We start from the raw sequence: 16421 nt of genomic DNA, 5'->3' as shown, positions 1-16421 counted from the left end.
CGGGCTTGCCCGCGATGAGGCCCGAACNGNCANCACAAATCCTGACCGTTGATGCAAATCAAGATGCCCCGACGTCGCACCCCATAGACTTGCGGACACTGCCAGCCTATCCGGGGGAACGCCCGCATGATGCTCGACGCCATTCGTTGGGACACAGATCTGATTCACCGTTACGACTTGGCGGGGCCGCGCTACACGTCCTACCCCACCGCCGTACAATTCGACAGCCAGGTCGGCACCTTCGACCTGCTCCACGCCCTGCGCGACAGCCGCAAGGCCGTGCGCCCGCTGTCGCTGTATGTGCATGTGCCGTTCTGCGCGAACATTTGCTACTACTGCGCCTGTAACAAGGTCATCACCAAGGACCGTGGCCGCGCCCAGGCCTATCTGCAACGACTGGAGCAGGAAATCCAGCTGGTGGCCTGCCACCTCGACCCGAAACAGCCGGTGGAGCAACTGCACTTTGGCGGCGGCACCCCGACCTTTCTCAGCCACGACGAACTGCGCCAGGTAATGACAAGCCTGCGCNAGCANTTCAATTTGCTCGATGATGACTCCGGCGACTACGGCATTGAGATCGACCCGCGCGAAGCCGACTGGTCGACCATGGGCCTGCTGCGTGAACTGGGCTTCAACCGCGTGAGCATTGGCCTGCAAGACCTCGACCCCGAGGTGCAACGGGCGGTCAACCGCCTGCAAAGTCTGGAAGAAACCCGCGCNGTGATCGATGCCGCCCGGACCCTGCAATTCCGCTCGATCAACATCGACCTGATCTACGGCTTGCCGAAGCAGACCCCGGAAAACTTCGCCCGCACGGTCGACGAAGTCATTGCGCTGCAGCCGGATCGCCTGTCGGTGTTCAACTACGCGCACCTGCCGGAGCGTTTCATGCCGCAGCGGCGAATCAACAGCAACGAGTTGCCGACGCCGGCGCAGAAGCTGGAAATGCTGCAGCGCACCATCGAACAACTGACCGCTGCCGGTTACCGCTACATCGGCATGGACCACTTCGCCCTGCCCGACGATGAACTGGCGATTGCCCAGGAAGAATCGACCCTGCAGCGTAACTTTCAGGGCTACACCACTCACGGCCATTGCGATTTGATCGGGCTGGGGGTGTCGGCCATCAGTCAGATCGGCGATCTCTACTGCCAGAACAACAGCGATCTGAATCAGTATCAGAACACGCTGGCCTCCGCCCAACTGGCAACCAGCCGTGGCCTGCTGTGCAACGCCGATGATCGATTACGGCGGGAGGTGATTCAGCAGTTGATCTGCAATTTCAGCCTGGAGTTTGCGGACATCGAACAGGCCTTCAACATCGATTTTCGCGGTTACTTCGGTGACCTGTGGCCGCAGCTACAGACCATGGCCGATGACGGTTTGATCAGCCTCGACAATGAGCGAATCAACGTACTGCCCGCCGGTCGATTGCTGGTGCGATCGGTGTGCATGGTCTTCGATGCCTATCTGCAACAACACAATCACCAGCGGTTTTCACGAGTGATCTAGCTTGCCGGATAGCAAAATGCTGGCTTTACGACCCTGCGGCAAAATCGCCGCGTGCCTGACTGTCCTCCCGTGAGTTACCCTTACGGCTTATGTGTGTTTTCCCACAAGGATTTAAGAAATGTCCGAGCCAGTCAAACTGCGCGCTCACAGCCAGACTCACTGCAAGGATTGCAGCCTGGCCCCGCTATGCCTGCCACTTTCATTGAATTTGGAAGACATGGAAGCGCTGGACGAAATCGTTAAACGCGGTCGCCCGCTGAAAAAAGGCGAGTTTCTGTTTCGCCAGGGTGACAAATTCGATTCCGTTTATGCAGTACGTTCGGGAGCGTTGAAGACGTTCAGCCTGAGCGACGGCGGCGAAGAACAGCTCACCGGCTTCCACCTGCCAAGCGAACTGGTCGGTCTGTCGGGCATGGACACTGAAAAGCACCCGGTCTCGGCACAAGCGCTGGAGACGACATCAGTCTGCGAAATCCCCTTCGAGCGCCTGGATGAACTGGCTCTGCAATTGCCGCAACTGCGTCGCCAGTTGATGCGCGTGATGAGCCGCGAGATTCGTGACGATCAACAGATGATGTTGCTGCTGTCGAAAAAAACCGCCGACGAGCGCATCGCCACGTTCCTGGTCAACTTGTCGGCACGTTTCCGCGCCCGGGGGTTCTCGGCCAACCAGTTCCGCCTGAGCATGTCGCGCAATGAAATCGGCAATTACCTGGGCCTCGCGGTGGAAACCGTGTCCCGCGTGTTCACCCGTTTTCAGCAAAACGAATTGATCGCCGCCGAGGGTAAGGAAATCCATATCCTCGACCCGATCCAGCTCTGCGCACTGGCCGGTGGCTCGCTCGAAGGCTGATGACAATGATTGCGGCTGAGCGAAACGGTTCAGCCGCCGTTATACTGCGTCGTTTGCAGCCTGCCAGGACACCTCGACGATGCTCATCGAATCCTTCGACATCAAATCCCTGATTCGCCCCGTCATCGACTTCCCCAAGCCTGGGGTGATCTTTCGTGACATCACGCCCCTGTTCCAATCGCCCAGGGCCCTGCGGCTGGTGGCAGACAGCTTTGCCCACCGCTACGTCGAGGCGGACTTCACGCACATCGGCGCGATGGATGCGCGTGGTTTCCTGATCGGCTCGGTGCTCGCCTATCAGCTGAACAAGCCGCTGGTGCTGTTCCGCAAGCAGGGCAAGCTGCCGGCCGACGTGCTGGCCGAGGGTTACCAGACCGAATACGGCGAAGCCTTCCTCGAAGTGCACGCCGACAGCCTGTGTGAAGGCGACTCGGTGCTGATGTTCGATGACTTGATCGCCACCGGCGGTACGCTGATCGCGGCGGCGAACCTGATTCGGCGCATGGGCGCGCGGGTTCATGAAGCGGCGGCAATTATTGATCTGCCGGAGCTGCGTGGTTCGCAGCGGCTGCAAGAGATGGGGATTCCGACGTTTTGCCTGACGCAGTTTTCGTTGAGCGAGAAGTAAGGCGGCGTTCTCACTGACGCCATCGCGGCAAGCCCGCTCCCACAGTGATCTACGCCGTACACAAGATTTGTGTCTGACGATAATCCTGTGGGGAGCGGGCTTGCCTGCGATGGCGTCAGCCGCTACACCACAAGATTCAAAGCCCCATCTGCTTACTGATGATCTCGTTCATCACTTCCCGCGTCCCGCCGCCAATGGACAGGATCCGGTTATCCCGATACAGCCGCTCCACCAGGCTCTCGCGCATGTAACCGAGGCCACCGAGGATCTGCACCGCATCCGTGGTAATCCGGTCAGCCGTGTCGGTCGCAAAGTTCTTGGCCATGGAAATCTCCTTGATCACGCTCTGCCCCGCCGCAATCTTCGCCGCCTGACGGTAAGTGAACTCCCGTGACACCTCCAGGGCCGTGGCCATTTCCGCGAGGCGGTGCTTGAGCACCTGGAATTTACCAATGGGCTTGCCAAAGGCTTCGCGCTGGGCGGCCCACTTNAGGCTTTCCTCCAGCGCCAGCTGCGCCGTCATGTTAGCCATCAACGCCAACGCCAGGCGTTCGCTCTGGAAGTTGCCCATGATGCAGGCGAAGCCCATGTTCTCGACACCGATCAGGTTGCCCACAGGCACCTGGCAATCGTCGAAGAACAACTCAGCCGTGTCCGACGCCCACCAGCCCATTTTCTTCAACGGCTGACCGACCGTGAAACCGGGTGTGCCTTTTTCGATCAGCACTAAGCTGATACCGCCAAAGCCCGGCCCGCCGGTGCGGACGGCTACGGTGTAGAAGTCGGCACGGATGCCGCTGGTGATAAAGGTTTTGCTGCCGCTCACCCGGTAATGCTCGCCATCACGCACAGCGCGGGTTTGCAGGTTGGCCACATCGGAGCCACCACCGGGCTCGGTAACGGCCAGGGCGATGATCTTCTCGCCGGCCAACACCTGCGGCGCGACACGTTCGCGCACCTCGGGCCGCGCCCATTTGACGANCGGCGGCAGGCCGATATCCAGCGAACCGAGGCCGGCCACCAGGCCGCCGGAGCCACACCGCATCAACTCTTCGCTGGCGGCAACCTTGGCAAACAGATCACCTTCGTGACTGCCGCCCAGGCTCTCGGGGTAACCGATGCCGAGAATCCCCGCAGCGCCTGCCTTGAGATAGAGCTCGCGGGGAAAGCTTTCTGCTTCCTCCCACTGATCAATGTCCGGAAGGATCTCACGCTCGACAAAACGTCTGACGCTGTCGCGGACCAATTGGTGGCTGGGATCGAAGTATTCCTGAAAGGCAGGCATCGGCGAACTCCACTGAAGGTTCAGCGAAGTTAACCGAGCGCTTGCTTGGTTTTCAACAGGATTGTGTGAATCAGCTGGATCGAGGTGCCTGGATCGACAGCAAGCCGGCTCCTCAAACACTACAAGGCTATCGGCTTACGCCCGGCAAACGAATGCGCCAACGTCCCGCCATCCACCAGTTCCAGCTCACCGCCCAATGGCACACCGTGGGCAATACGCGAGGCAATCAAACCTTTGTTACTCAGCAACTGCGCGATGTAATGCGCCGTCGCCTCACCTTCCACGGTCGGGTTGGTGGCCAGGATGACCTCGGCAAACGTGCCCGCCTCTTCAATCCGCGCCAGCAACTGCGGAATACCGATGGCCTCCGGCCCCAGCCCGTCGAGCGGCGAGAGATGGCCCTTGAGTACAAAGTAGCGACCACGGAAACCGGTCTGCTCCACGGCGTAGACGTCCATCGGTCCTTCAACCACGCAGAGCAAGGTGTCGTCACGGCGCGTATCGGCACATTGCGGGCACAGGTCGTCTTCGGTCAGCGTGCGGCACAACCGGCAATGGCCCACCCCTTCCATCGCCTGGCTCAGTGCCGACGCCAGTCGCGAACCACCGCTGCGATCCCGCTCCAGCAGTTGCAGCGCCATGCGCTGGGCGGTTTTCTGGCCCACACCCGGCAAGGTGCGCAGGGCGTCGATCAGTTGGCGAATCAGAGGGCTGAAGCTCATGGGGAAACGTCCGACAAAACAACGAGACGCGGTTTATACCCGCGCCCCGGATTAGCGTCAAATGGTCAATCCTGCGCGACGCGCACCACCAACTTGCCGAAGTTGCGCCCTTCAAGCAAACCAATAAAGGCTTCGGGCGCCTGCTCCAGGCCCTCGACCACGTCTTCGCGGAACTTGATCTTGCCATCACGCACCCACGGCGCCATGGCGCTGAGGAATTCAGGCTGGCGATCACCGTAGTCATCGAACACGATAAAGCCCTGGATGCGCACGCGCTTGGTCAGCAAGGTGCGTTGCAGCGCCGGCAGACGNTCNGGGCCGGTCGGCGCTTCGTGGGCGTTGTAGGAAGCGATGAGTCCACAGAGTGGAATCCGCGCCTTGGCATTGAGCAGCGGCACCACCGCGTCGAACACCTTGCCACCGACGTTCTCGTAGTAAACATCGATACCCTCGGGGCACGCCTGGGCCAGTTCATCGGCGAAGTTCGGGCTCTTGTGGTCGACGCAAGCGTCGAACCCCAATTCCTCCACCACGTAGCGGCATTTTTCCGCACCGCCCGCCACACCTACGGCGCGCAGGCCTTTGATCTTCGCCACCTGGCCGACCACCGAACCCACCGCGCCCGAGGCGGCCGCGACCACCAGGGTTTCNCCNTCCTTGGGCTGACCGATATCCATCAGGCCCATGTACGCGGTCATACCCGGCATGCCCAGCACACCCAGTGCCATCGACGGGGACGGCAAACCGCTTGGCACCGGAATGATGTTGCGACCGTCGCTGATGCTGTGGCTCTGCCAGCCGGTGGCGCCCACCACCAGATCGCCCTCATGGAATTTCGGGTTCAGCGAGCGCTCGACGCGGCTGACAGCGCCTCCGGTCATCACCTCGCCGATTTCCACCGGCGCGGCGTAGGACGGCGCGTCACTCATGCGGCCGCGCATGTAGGGGTCCAGCGAGAGGTATTGAGTCTTGAGCAGGACCTGGCCGCCGGCAAGTTCCGGCAGTGCTTCCCGTTCCAGGCGAAAATTCTCCGGGGTCGGCGCGCCTACGGGGCGGGACGCCAGGACGATACGTTGGTTGAGGGTCAATGCGTCTGGCATGTGAGCGTCTCCTGTGATCGATGAATTCGGTGGTATAGGGGAGCAGACCTTTGTGGCGTTGTGGCGTTCGATGTTTCTGCCTTTCATTGTGGCGAGGGAGCTTGCTCCCGCTGGGTCGCGAANCGGGGGGNCCGCTGCGCAGTCCAGCGGGAGCAAGCTCCCTCGCCACAGGGATTAACCTGGCCTGACAAAAACAAAAATGCCAGGCGCGATGCCTGGCATTTTTTTGTAGCTCATCCGACGCGCTTTGGCGAATCAGAACGGCAGTTTCATACCCGGTGGCAGTTGCATGCCAGCGGTCATGTTGGACATTTTGTCCTGGCTGTTGGCTTCGATCTTGCGCACGGCATCGTTGACGGCCGCCGCGAACANGGCTTCCAGCATTTCTTTGTCGTCTTCGCTCAGGCCTTCAACCAGGCTCGGGTCGATGGTCACGCGCTTGATGTCGTGACGACCGGTCATCACCACGCTGACCATATCGCCACCGGCTTTACCGGTGACTTCGGCGTTGGCCAGTTCTTCCTGCATCTTGGCCATTTTTTCCTGCATCTGCTGCGCCTGCTTCATCAGGCCGGCCATGCCACCTTTCATCATGGGAATCACCTCAAAAGTACTTGGATTTAAACAGCGCCCGGCCCTTGGGGCCAACCGCCTTCAGTTATTAGCCCTGACTGACCAGGGCTTCGACAGGTTCAATAGTATCGTTGCGAACCACCGCACCGAACTGCTGCATCATTTGCTGGATGAACGGATCACCGTGGATCGACTCCTCAGCCTCGCGCTGACGGTTCGCACGACGACGGGAAGCAGCCTGGGCCGGGGTTTCCTGCTCCGGCTTGATCAGTTCAATGCTCAGGGTCAGCGTGCGCTCATGGTACTGGTTCAGCGCATCGTTGAGCCGGCGTTGCTGGGTCGCGTTGAACAGCGCGCTGTGGGCCGGGTCCAGGTGCAACAGCCAATGGTCGCCATCGATGGCGATCAAGGTGCAGTTGGCCGCGATGCTGCCGGTCATGCCGGAGATCGGCAGTTTCGGGAACAATTCCAGCCATTGCAGGGCCAGACCGGTGGCGGGCATGGCGGCTGGTTCAGGCTCGGCTTCCGGCGCGGGTTCGGCCGTGTGCTCACTGGCCAGTTCATCGAGGTAGCTGTAGGCCGAATCCATGTCCGGCTCGATGTAGTCTTCGTCCAGTGGCGGCTCGTCGTCGAGGTCGATGCCCGGAGTTGCAGCGTCGACNTNGGCCACAGACGGTTCCGGGATCGGCGCAGCGGCCCACTCCGGCGCGTCCGGCACCACGCTGTCCGGCGTCGGCAACGGCATGGGCGGCAGATCGGGTTGTTCGCTGGCGGTTTCCAGGACCGGCTCTACGGCGGGTTGCTGGACGGGCTCCGGCTCGACCGGGTCATTCCACGGCAAGTCGACCACTGCTTCGACCGCGACGGGCTCAACCACAGGCTCGGCCATTACAACGGGTGCAACCGGATCAGGCGCAGGAGCAGGCACCGCCGTAGCGACGGGCTCAGGCACCGGCACAGGCGCAGGGGCAACGGGGGCAACTGCCGTAGCGACTACCGGCGCCACCACCGGCGCGGCAGCCACTGAATTTGCGGAATCAACTGTGGCCTGGCTGATCCCCACTGGCTTTAGCGGCTGTCTCGGNGCGTCCGCNGTGTCCGCCGGTCGGAACGCGAGCATTCGCAGCAGGACCATTTCAAAACCACCNCGCGGGTCNGGNGCCAAGGGCAAGTCCCTACGGCCGATCAGGCCCATCTGGTAGTAAAACTGTACGTCTTCGGCCGGCAAGGCCTGGGCCAGTGCCAGCACCCGATCGCGGTCGCCGTGACCGTTGTCGACGCCTTCAGGCAACGCCTGGGCAATGGCGACACGGTGCAGCACGTTGAGAATTTCCGAGAGCACGCCGTTCCAGTCCGGNCCTTGCTCCGACAAGTGGCGCACGGCTTCGAGCAAAGCCTTGGCATCACCTTCGATCAGCGCGTGCAGCACGTCGAAGACCTGGCCGTGGTCGAGGGTGCCGAGCATGGCACGCACATCGGCGGCCATGACCTTGCCTTCACCAAAGGCGATGGCCTGGTCGGTGAGGCTCATGGCATCGCGCATCGAACCATCGGCAGCACGGCCAAGCAGCCACAGTGCGTCGTCTTCGAACGGTACGTTCTCGACGCCCAGCACGTGGGTCAGATGCTCGACCACTCGCTCGGGGGTCATGTTTTTCAGGGAGAACTGCAGGCACCGCGACAGAATCGTTGCAGGAAGCTTCTGCGGGTCGGTGGTGGCCAGAATGAATTTGACGTAGGGCGGCGGCTCTTCCAGGGTTTTCAACAGTGCGTTGAAGGAATGACTGGACAGCATGTGCACTTCGTCGATCAGGTAGACCTTGAAGCGGCCACGGCTCGGCGCGTACTGCACGTTGTCGAGCAGCTCGCGGGTGTCTTCGACCTTGGTACGGCTCGCGGCGTCGATTTCGATCAGGTCGACAAAACGCCCTTCGTCGATTTCCCGGCACACCGAACACGTGCCGCAAGGCGTCGACGTGATGCCGGTTTCACAGTTCAGGCATTTGGCGATGATGCGCGCAATGGTGGTCTTGCCCACCCCCCGCGTACCGGTGAACAGGTAGGCGTGGTGCAGCCGTTGGCTGTCCAAGGCATTGATCAGAGCCTTGAGCACATGGGTCTGGCCGACCATTTCGCGGAACGAGCGCGGACGCCATTTACGTGCAAGAACCTGATAACTCATCGAAAACCGTCGCAACGAAGGAACAGAAGCGGCTAATGCTAGCGGAGCAAGGCCAAAATTGCATCCGGTGCGCTCGTCTAATCTGGCTAAGATGCACTTTGGGGGGCTTTTATCGGCTCAGGTTTGTGAAGCACCGGAGCGTTTATGCGTTTTGCCTTGGGGGCACTGCTGTGGATAAGTCTGAGCGTCGCCGCCGCCGAAGCGCCGCTGCGTTTTGTGGTGCCCGACAGTTGGGCGATGCCGATGGTGCAATTGGAACACGGTCATGTCACCCAGGGCATCCTGTTCGACGTAATGCTCAGCCTCGCGACCCAGGTCGGCGTCCCGGCCGAATTTCACGTGCTACCGCGGGCGCGCGTGCAAAACGCCATGGAACACGGCGAGGTCGATGTGCGCTGCTATGCCGCGCAGTCCTGGCTGCCGAATCAGTCCGGCGACTACATCTGGAGCATTCCGCTGTGGTTTCAGCGCGACATGCTGATCAGCCGGCACGATCCGCTGCCTTCGGTGGTGCCGGCGAACTTGTCGCGACAAGCCATCGGCACCGTACTCGGCTATAGCTACCCGACGTTGCAACCCTTTTTCGATGCCGACCGACTGCACCGCGAAGACGCGCGCAACCAGGAACAGGTGCTGGAAAAACTCCACGCCGGGCGCTATCGCTATGCCGTGAGCAATCAATGGACACTGGACTGGTTCAATCAGCGCCTGTTACCCGACAAGCAACTCAAAGGCGTGGCGGTGCTGCAGGAACAGAGCGTCGGCTGCTACGTGCGCAACGACCCCAAGGTGCCGGTGCAACGTATATTGCGCACGTTGCTGCGGATGAAAATGTCGGGGGAGATTGATGACATTATCCGGCTTTATATAGGCTCGGAACCTGGCCCACGTTAGCGATCTTTCTAATCAACTCGGGCCCCTGTGGGAGCGGGCTTGCTCGCGAAAGCGGTGTGTCATTCAGCGCTGATGTCGACTGATACACCGCTTTCGCGAGCAAGCCCGCTCCCACAGGGGTCCAGCGGTGGTCTCAAAAGTTCAGCCCGCCTGATCCAGCGCCTGCCATTGCGGCGGCGCGACAAACCCGGCGACCCACGCCGGCACATCGGCAGGCGGCATTGGCCGGGCGATGAAATAGCCTTGAGCCACTTCACACCCCAGTCGCAACAGCAACTCACCGTGCTCGATACTTTGCAGCCCTTCAGCGATCACCTGCCGGCCAAACGCCCGGGCCAGGCCGATCACCGCGGTGGTCAGCGCCAAGTCATCGCGATCATCCAGGATGTCGCGCACAAACGACTTATCGATCTTGATGGTTTGGGTGCGCAAGCGCTTGAGGTAGCTCAGCGACGAATAGCCAGTGCCGAAGTCGCCCAGTGAAAACTGCACCCCCAGCGCCTGACAGGCCTGCAAACAGTCGCTGACGTGCTGGATATTCTCGACCGCCACCGACTCGACGATTTCCAGGTCGAGCATCTGCGGCGCAACGTCGGCATGCCGGGCGAGGACGTGCCTGAGCCGGTCGACGAAATCCGCGCGCTGAAAATGCCGTGCCGCGATATTAATACTGATCGGCCAACCCTGCCCCGCCTGCTGCCAGCGGTGCAACTGCGTCAGCACCTGATCCATCACCCATTCACCGATGTCGACGATCAGGTCCGTCTCTTCCACAAACGGCAAAAACTCCCGGGCCGGCACCATGCCGTTTTGCGGATGTTCCCAGCGCAACAGCGCCTCGAAGCCGACCACCACGCCAAGGCGCATGTTGACCTTGGGCTGGAAATGCAGACGCAACTCATCGGCGGCCAGCGCCTGGCGCACGCGCTCGACCGTCTGGTGAGTGGCCTTGACCTCCTGATCCCTGGACACGTCGAACAGATGGAATCGGTTGCGCCCGCGCTGCTTGGCCACGTACATGGCCTGATCAGCGTGACGCAACAGGGTTTCGGCATCTTCATGGTCGAGGGGAAACAGCGTGACGCCGATGCTGGCGAACACATTGATGTCCTTGCCATGCAACGTGTACGGCGCCGAAATCGCCCCCAGCACCCGGTTCAGCGCCGCACGTAATTCCGGCAGATCCCGCACGTAACGCAACACCAGCACGAACTCGTCGCCGGCCAACCGCGCCACGACATCTTCACCACGCACGATGTGGCGCAAACGCTTGGCGACTTCCACCAGCAATTGATCGCCACTGGCGTGACCGTAGCCGTCGTTGACCGCCTTGAACCCGTCAAGGTCGAGCATGCAGACGGCGAGCGGGATGTGTTCCTGCCGGGAGAACTCCAGCGCCTGGTCCAGCAGATCCGAGAGAAACGCACGATTGGGCAGCCCGGTCAGCACGTCGTGCCCGACCCGCCATTGCAGGGAATGCAACAGCTGGCGCTTTTCGCTGATGTCGAAACGAATCGACAGGTATCGATCGACCCGTCCGGTGTCGTCATTGAGTACCGGCACCATGGTGCTTTCGACCCAGTACAGGCTACCGTCCTTGGCGCGATTGCAGATATCGCCCTTCCAGACGTTGCCCAGCGCGATGGTTCGCCACATGCCGGCGAAGAAATCAGCGGTGTGCACGCCGGAGTTGAGGAGACGGTGGTTCTGCCCGAGCAACTCGTCGCGGCTATAACCGGACACGGCGCAGAACTGATCATTGACGTGGGTGATCCGGCCGCTCAGGTCAGTCTCGGAAAAAATGGCGGCGGCATCCACGGCCCTGCGGTATTTCTCATCCATGAATCAGGCTCGCTGTCGCTAGCGGTGGGACTGCGCAAACACGTTTTCACTCCATGACCCGCATTTGATGACCGCGCAGAACCGAAGATCGGCTAGTCTCAAAAACCTCGTGCAAGGCCGGCAAAGGAGCGCAATGCTGGCGGTTTTGCATCGCCCATTTTTGGGAAACAGATCACCAATCACCCCTTATTGGCGGCGATTCTACGAAACGCATCACATTTTGCAAAGCAAGGTGATGGATCATGCAGTTGCCTAATGCAAAAATCTATCGTTAAGTTCTTGATTCTAAATGGGAATTGAGCGATGCAAATTTCAAGTTTGGGTCCGGCCATCCGACGCTACCGCAAGGTCGCGGGGCTTACTCAGGCTGAACTCGGCGAAAAAACCGGTTTTGACCCCAAAACCATCAGCCGCTTTGAAACCGGAACCTACACCCCCAGCGTCGAAGCCTTGTTCCTGCTTGCCGACGTGCTGGACGTAAAGCTGAAAGCCTTTTTCGCCGATCTGGGCGATGAAGATGAACAGCGGGCGTATCTGTTCGGTGTCATCCACAAAGCCACCCCGAAGGATCTGGGAAAGCTGATCGCAGCGGTTGACCAGGCCTTGTCCAAGCCTTAGTGGCGGAAATGAAAAAGGAGGCCGACGTGTCTTATACGACACGTCGGCCTCCTTTTTACGCTCATTACAGAAATCGGGAACGACAAAGAACCGCCTGGATCAAGCACCCTGGCAGCACACACAATAAGTATTTTCAGACAGAAAACGCGAGAGAGGGCTCGCGGTGCGTTATGGAGGCAACCCCACCAGCCACACCCCGGCACACAATGTTCCCGCTGTGGCTGCTGCCTTCCGGCTCTGACCAGGTTCACGGGTAATCGTTGCGGGGGGACCGATGGGGTCACCATAACGACGCTGGCCTCTCGGCAAGCCGCGCCATTGTACCGATCTNAGACGAAGTTACAACCGTTCGGGGGGATTAAAAAATATGTGCTGGTTCAAGGACATGCAAAGTCTGCAGAACACCGTAGTCATGCAGCCGCTGTCGAGCTTGCGAGGCTGCTGCAAGTGAATGCAGGCGGCTACAGGTCTTGCAACACCTCATCCGCCCTGCCGCCCTCCTGCTGGATCACCAGATGGATGAAGTGCAGTTTGGCGATGACCGCTGGTGGCAGNACGAAGGGATAAAAATCCGGTTGGCCCATGCTGCGCGACAGTTCGTTGAGCATGCCGGCCAGTTCGATCCAGGCGTTGACGAACGACAGGAAGGCTGGCCCGCCAGGGTGCTCGGGGTCGTAGAGCGTGTCGAGCGGGAATGGCTGGTAGTCGAAATCCATCTCCCGCGCGCTCATGCCGAACCCCAGCGCCGTGTCGACGGCGTCCATCATGTGCAGGTAATGGGCCCAGGTCTCGGCCCAGTCTTCCCATGGATGCATGGTCGCGTAGGCGCTGACGCAATGTTGCTGCCAGTCCAGCGGCGCGCCTTGCTGATAATGGCGTTCGAGTGCCTCGGCGTAGCTGGCACGCTCGTCGCCGAACAGCCCGCGAAATGGTTCCAGCCAATGACTGTTGGCGATCAGCCGGTCCCAGTAATAATGCCCGACCTCATGACGAAAATGCCCGAGCAGCGTGCGATAAGGCTCGCGCATTTGCACCCGGACCTTTTCGCGGTGCGCGTCGTCGGCTTCCTTGATGTCGAGGGTGATCAGGCCATTGGCGTGACCCGTGGTCGGCGGCTTGCCTTCTAGGTCGACACCGATGAAATCGAAGGCCAGACCGGTCTGTTCGTCGACGCTTTTGGGAATCACCTGCAATCCGAGGCTGATCAACTGCGCGACAAGACGACGCTTGGCGGTTTCGACCTGGCGCCAGCGTTCGTGGTTCTCGGCAATCGACAGATCAGGGATGGTGCGATTCAGGCTACAGGCGATGCACAGCGCATCGTGGTCATTGGCCGGCAGTAGCCAATTACACGCGGCCGGGGAATCGAGGTTGGCGCAGCGTCGGAACAGACCGGCGTCAGGGTCGGCGTCAAGCAACCAGGTATCCGCCTGCACACCCGGTTGCAGCGAGGACAGGCGGCTCTGTTCCGGCTGATAGCCCAACGCTGCCGAACAGGCCAGGCACTGGCTGTTGCGAAAGAACAGCGACTGCCCGCAGCGGCACTGCCACACCTTGCTGTTGCGCGAGGATCCGGCCATGAACGGTGCGGCGATGCGCGAGCTGAGCTGTTCGAAGAAGCGGTACATGGCGATCTCTCCCTGGGGCTTGCCAAGACTAGATCATTGCTGCGCGAAGATCGTTCCCACGATAAACCTGGCAGTGTGAATCGCATTATCACAGACAGATTGCGTGCGCCGGTTTTGCGACGACTGCGTCGCCGAACGGGGGCAAGCCCCCTCGCCACAGTCCAGGGTCAGACCGGGATGTCGTGTTTTTTCAGGAAATCGACAAACGCTTCTTCATCGAGCACCTTCAGTCCCAATTCATTGGCCTTGGCCAGCTTCGAACCGGCACCCGGCCCAGCTACCACACANTGCGTTTTCGCCGACACCGAACCGGCCACTTTGGCCCCGAGGCTTTCGAGTTTGTCCTTGGCAATGTCGCGGCTCATCAATTCCAGCGAACCGGTCAGCACCCAGGTCTGGCCCGCCAGCGGCAGGCCTTCGATGACTTTTTTCTCGCTCTGCCAGTGCATGCCGAAATCGCGCAGCTGTTTCTCAGCGGACTCGGCAATCTGGCGATTTTCTGCAATCGCGAAAAAATCTCGAACCGAATTCGCCTGTTTCTCGGGCAAGGCCTGGCGCATGTCCAGCCAGTCAGCGCTCATGACCGATTCCAGCGAACCAAACTTGTCCGCCAGCTTCTGCGCCCCACCCGGCCCGACCGAAGGAATGTGCAGCTTGTCGAGGAAACCGCCCAGCGTCGTGCTGGCGGCAAATTCGGCCCCCAACTCGCCCTGATCCTGAATCTGCAGGCCGTGCTCGAGCAACTTCGCAATAACCTGCTGGTTATGCGCATCTTCAAAGAAGCTGTGAATCTCGTGAGCCACTTCCAGGCCGACATCCGGCAAGTACGTCAGCACTTCCGGCAGAGCCTTCTGCACCCGCTCCAGAGACGCCAGCGAGCGCGCCAGCACCTTGGCGGTCTCTTCGCCGACATCAGGAATCCCGAGGGCGTAGATGAACCGTGCCAGGCTCGGTGTCTTGCTGTCCTTGATCGCAGCGAGCAGTTTATTGCTCGACAGCTCGGCGAAGCCTTCCAGATCAACGATGTCCTCGAACTTCAAGGCATACAGATCGGCGGGAGAACTCACCAGCCCCTCATCGACCAATTGCTCGACGCTCTTGTCGCCCAGACCTTCAATGTCCATCGCACGACGGGAGACGAAGTGAATGATCGCCTGCTTGAGTTGCGCCCCGCAGGCCAGACGCCCGACGCAGCGGTACACCGCGCCTTCGCTGACGGTTTCCTTGCCCTTGCTGCGCTTGACCAGCTGCGTGCGCTCGACATGCGAGCCGCAGACCGGGCACTTCTCGGGAATCTGCACTGGACGCGCATCGTCCGGGCGACGCTCCATGACCACTTGCACCACTTGCGGAATCACATCNCCCGCCCGGCGGATGATCACGGTGTCGCCGATCATCAGGCCCAGACGCGCGACTTCGTCCATGTTGTGCAAGGTGGCGTTGGACACGGTGACACCCGCAACCTTGACCGGTTTCAACCGCGCCACGGGCGTCACGGCGCCGGTGCGGCCGACCTGAAACTCCACGTCGAGCAACTCGGTAAGCTCTTCCATGGCCGGGAATTTATGCGCGATCGCCCAACGCGGTTCGCGGGCGCGGAAGCCCAGTTCACGCTGCGAGGCGATGCTGTTGACCTTGAACACCACGCCGTCGATTTCATAACCCAGGCTGTTACGCCGCTCGCCGATATCGCGGTAGTAGTCCAGGCATTCCTGGATGCCGTGCGCCAGTTTCAGCTCGCGACTGATCGGCATGCCCCAGGTCTGGAGCTGTTTGAGATTGCCAATGTGCGTGTCGGCAATGTCCGCCGAAATCTGGCCGATGCCGTAGCAGCAAAACTCCAGCGGGCGACTGGCGGTGATCTTCGAATCCAGCTGGCGCAGGCTGCCGGCCGCGGCATTGCGCGGGTTGGCGAAGGTCTTGCCGCCGACTTCCAGCTGCGAGGCGTTCAGCCGCTCGAAACCGGCTTTGGACATGAACACTTCACCGCGCACTTCCAGGGTGGCGGGCCAGCCAGTCCCCTGCAGCTTCAGCGGGATATTGCGCACGGTGCGCACGTTGACGCTGATGTCTTCACCGGTGGTGCCATCACCGCNGGTAGCACCGCGCACCAGCTCGCCATCTTGATACAACAGGCTGACCGCCAGGCCATCCAGCTTGGGTTCGCAGCTGTATTCCACCGCCGCGCCACCGCCAAACAGATCGCCCACCGGCAGGTCCAGGCCTTCAGTCACCCGGCGATCGAACTCGCGCATGTCGTTTTCTTCGAAGGCGTTGCCGAGGCTGAGCATCGGCACTTCGTGGCGCACCTGAGTGAACGCCGACAGCGCTGCGCTGCCGACGCGCTGNGTCGGCGAGTCGCTGGTNATCAGGTCGGGATGGGCCGCTTCGAGGGCCTTGAGCTCATGGAACAACCGGTCGTACTCGGCGTCCGGAATGCTCGGCTCGTCGAGGACGTGGTAACGGTAGTTGTGCTGATCCAGTTCAGCGCGCAGTTCGAGGATGCGGGTGTGGGCGGCGGTCATGGGTGTTCTCTCATAAAGCAAAAGAGCAGCCGANGCTGCTCAATATGTNAACGCGGTTT

13 protein-coding genes and 1 other RNA gene are annotated in these 16421 nt (G+C 60.8%); 5 read left to right on the top strand and 9 right to left on the bottom strand.

Going from position 1 to position 16421, the window contains the following annotated elements; all coding sequences use genetic code 11:
- The first annotated feature begins 129 nt into the window (after positions 1 to 129).
- The 3 genes from hemN (at position 130) to B7L09_RS27330 (ending at position 2993) form a co-directional block, all read left to right on the top strand.
- On the top strand, positions 130 to 1512 hold the full coding sequence (gene hemN / locus B7L09_RS27340; RefSeq protein WP_094471490.1) for an oxygen-independent coproporphyrinogen III oxidase: 1383 nt from the start codon (positions 130 to 132) through the stop codon (positions 1510 to 1512).
- Between the two features lie 118 nt (positions 1513 to 1630).
- On the top strand, positions 1631 to 2365 hold the full coding sequence (gene fnr / locus B7L09_RS27335) for a fumarate/nitrate reduction transcriptional regulator Fnr (protein ID WP_094471489.1): 735 nt from the start codon (positions 1631 to 1633) through the stop codon (positions 2363 to 2365).
- Between the two features lie 79 nt (positions 2366 to 2444).
- Positions 2445 to 2993 (top strand): adenine phosphoribosyltransferase, encoded by a 549-nt coding sequence (locus tag B7L09_RS27330; protein WP_094471488.1) that lies wholly within the window; start codon positions 2445 to 2447, stop codon positions 2991 to 2993.
- 136 nt (positions 2994 to 3129) lie between these two features.
- On the opposite strand, the gene B7L09_RS27325 is transcribed toward B7L09_RS27330, so the two are convergent.
- From B7L09_RS27325 to dnaX, 5 genes are all read right to left on the bottom strand, one after another.
- Positions 3130 to 4278 carry an acyl-CoA dehydrogenase family protein gene (locus tag B7L09_RS27325; RefSeq protein ID WP_094471487.1) on the bottom strand — a complete coding sequence of 383 codons (1149 nt, stop codon included), beginning with the start codon at positions 4276 to 4278 and terminating at the stop codon, positions 3130 to 3132.
- A gap of 119 nt (positions 4279 to 4397) precedes the next feature.
- Positions 4398 to 5000, bottom strand: a complete 603-nt coding sequence (gene recR, locus B7L09_RS27320; RefSeq protein WP_094471486.1) for a recombination mediator RecR — start codon at positions 4998 to 5000, stop codon at positions 4398 to 4400.
- A 65-nt stretch (positions 5001 to 5065) separates the two neighbouring features.
- Positions 5066 to 6100 (bottom strand): NADPH-dependent curcumin/dihydrocurcumin reductase, encoded by a 1035-nt coding sequence (gene curA / locus B7L09_RS27315; protein ID WP_094471485.1) that lies wholly within the window; start codon positions 6098 to 6100, stop codon positions 5066 to 5068.
- A 255-nt stretch (positions 6101 to 6355) separates the two neighbouring features.
- On the bottom strand, positions 6356 to 6694 hold the full coding sequence (locus B7L09_RS27310) for a YbaB/EbfC family nucleoid-associated protein (protein WP_094471484.1): 339 nt from the start codon (positions 6692 to 6694) through the stop codon (positions 6356 to 6358).
- Between the two features lie 67 nt (positions 6695 to 6761).
- On the bottom strand, positions 6762 to 8855 hold the full coding sequence (gene dnaX, locus B7L09_RS27305) for a DNA polymerase III subunit gamma/tau (protein WP_094471483.1): 2094 nt from the start codon (positions 8853 to 8855) through the stop codon (positions 6762 to 6764).
- A 144-nt stretch (positions 8856 to 8999) separates the two neighbouring features.
- Between dnaX and B7L09_RS27300 the strand changes: the two genes are divergently transcribed.
- Positions 9000 to 9749 (top strand): substrate-binding periplasmic protein, encoded by a 750-nt coding sequence (locus tag B7L09_RS27300; protein WP_094471482.1) that lies wholly within the window; start codon positions 9000 to 9002, stop codon positions 9747 to 9749.
- 141 nt (positions 9750 to 9890) lie between these two features.
- Here the strand turns inward: B7L09_RS27300 and B7L09_RS27295 are convergent, their stop codons facing one another.
- Positions 9891 to 11591, bottom strand: a complete 1701-nt coding sequence (locus B7L09_RS27295; protein ID WP_094471481.1) for a putative bifunctional diguanylate cyclase/phosphodiesterase — start codon at positions 11589 to 11591, stop codon at positions 9891 to 9893.
- A gap of 303 nt (positions 11592 to 11894) precedes the next feature.
- On the opposite strand from B7L09_RS27295, the gene B7L09_RS27290 reads away from it, so the two are divergent.
- Positions 11895 to 12209 (top strand): helix-turn-helix domain-containing protein, encoded by a 315-nt coding sequence (locus B7L09_RS27290; protein ID WP_094471480.1) that lies wholly within the window; start codon positions 11895 to 11897, stop codon positions 12207 to 12209.
- A gap of 180 nt (positions 12210 to 12389) precedes the next feature.
- Here B7L09_RS27290 and ffs read toward each other — a convergent pair.
- The 3 genes from ffs to ligA form a co-directional block, all read right to left on the bottom strand.
- Positions 12390 to 12486, bottom strand: an RNA gene (ffs, locus tag B7L09_RS27285) — signal recognition particle sRNA small type.
- A gap of 184 nt (positions 12487 to 12670) precedes the next feature.
- Positions 12671 to 13837 (bottom strand): zinc-binding metallopeptidase family protein, encoded by a 1167-nt coding sequence (locus B7L09_RS27280; protein WP_094471479.1) that lies wholly within the window; start codon positions 13835 to 13837, stop codon positions 12671 to 12673.
- 167 nt (positions 13838 to 14004) lie between these two features.
- Positions 14005 to 16362 (bottom strand): NAD-dependent DNA ligase LigA, encoded by a 2358-nt coding sequence (gene ligA / locus B7L09_RS27275; RefSeq protein ID WP_094471478.1) that lies wholly within the window; start codon positions 16360 to 16362, stop codon positions 14005 to 14007.
- Positions 16363 to 16421 lie beyond the last annotated feature (59 nt).

The organism is Pseudomonas mandelii, from assembly GCF_002251635.1.
GTDB classification, from domain to species: Bacteria; Pseudomonadota; Gammaproteobacteria; order Pseudomonadales; family Pseudomonadaceae; genus Aquipseudomonas; species Aquipseudomonas mandelii_B.
This window is presented reverse-complemented; position numbering and strand designations above follow the sequence as displayed.

Excerpts from the sequence above, each read along its gene's own strand:
- fnr (WP_094471489.1), top strand. The coding sequence starts at position 1,631 with ATGTCCGAGCCAGTCAAACTGCGCGCTCACAGCCAGACTCACTGCAAG.
- B7L09_RS27300 (WP_094471482.1), top strand. The coding sequence starts at position 9,000 with ATGCGTTTTGCCTTGGGGGCACTGCTGTGGATAAGTCTGAGCGTCGCC.
- B7L09_RS27290 (WP_094471480.1), top strand. The coding sequence starts at position 11,895 with ATGCAAATTTCAAGTTTGGGTCCGGCCATCCGACGCTACCGCAAGGTC.
- B7L09_RS27295 (WP_094471481.1), bottom strand. The coding sequence starts at position 11,591 with ATGGATGAGAAATACCGCAGGGCCGTGGATGCCGCCGCCATTTTTTCC.
- recR (WP_094471486.1), bottom strand. The coding sequence starts at position 5,000 with ATGAGCTTCAGCCCTCTGATTCGCCAACTGATCGACGCCCTGCGCACC.
- B7L09_RS27330 (WP_094471488.1), top strand. The coding sequence starts at position 2,445 with ATGCTCATCGAATCCTTCGACATCAAATCCCTGATTCGCCCCGTCATC.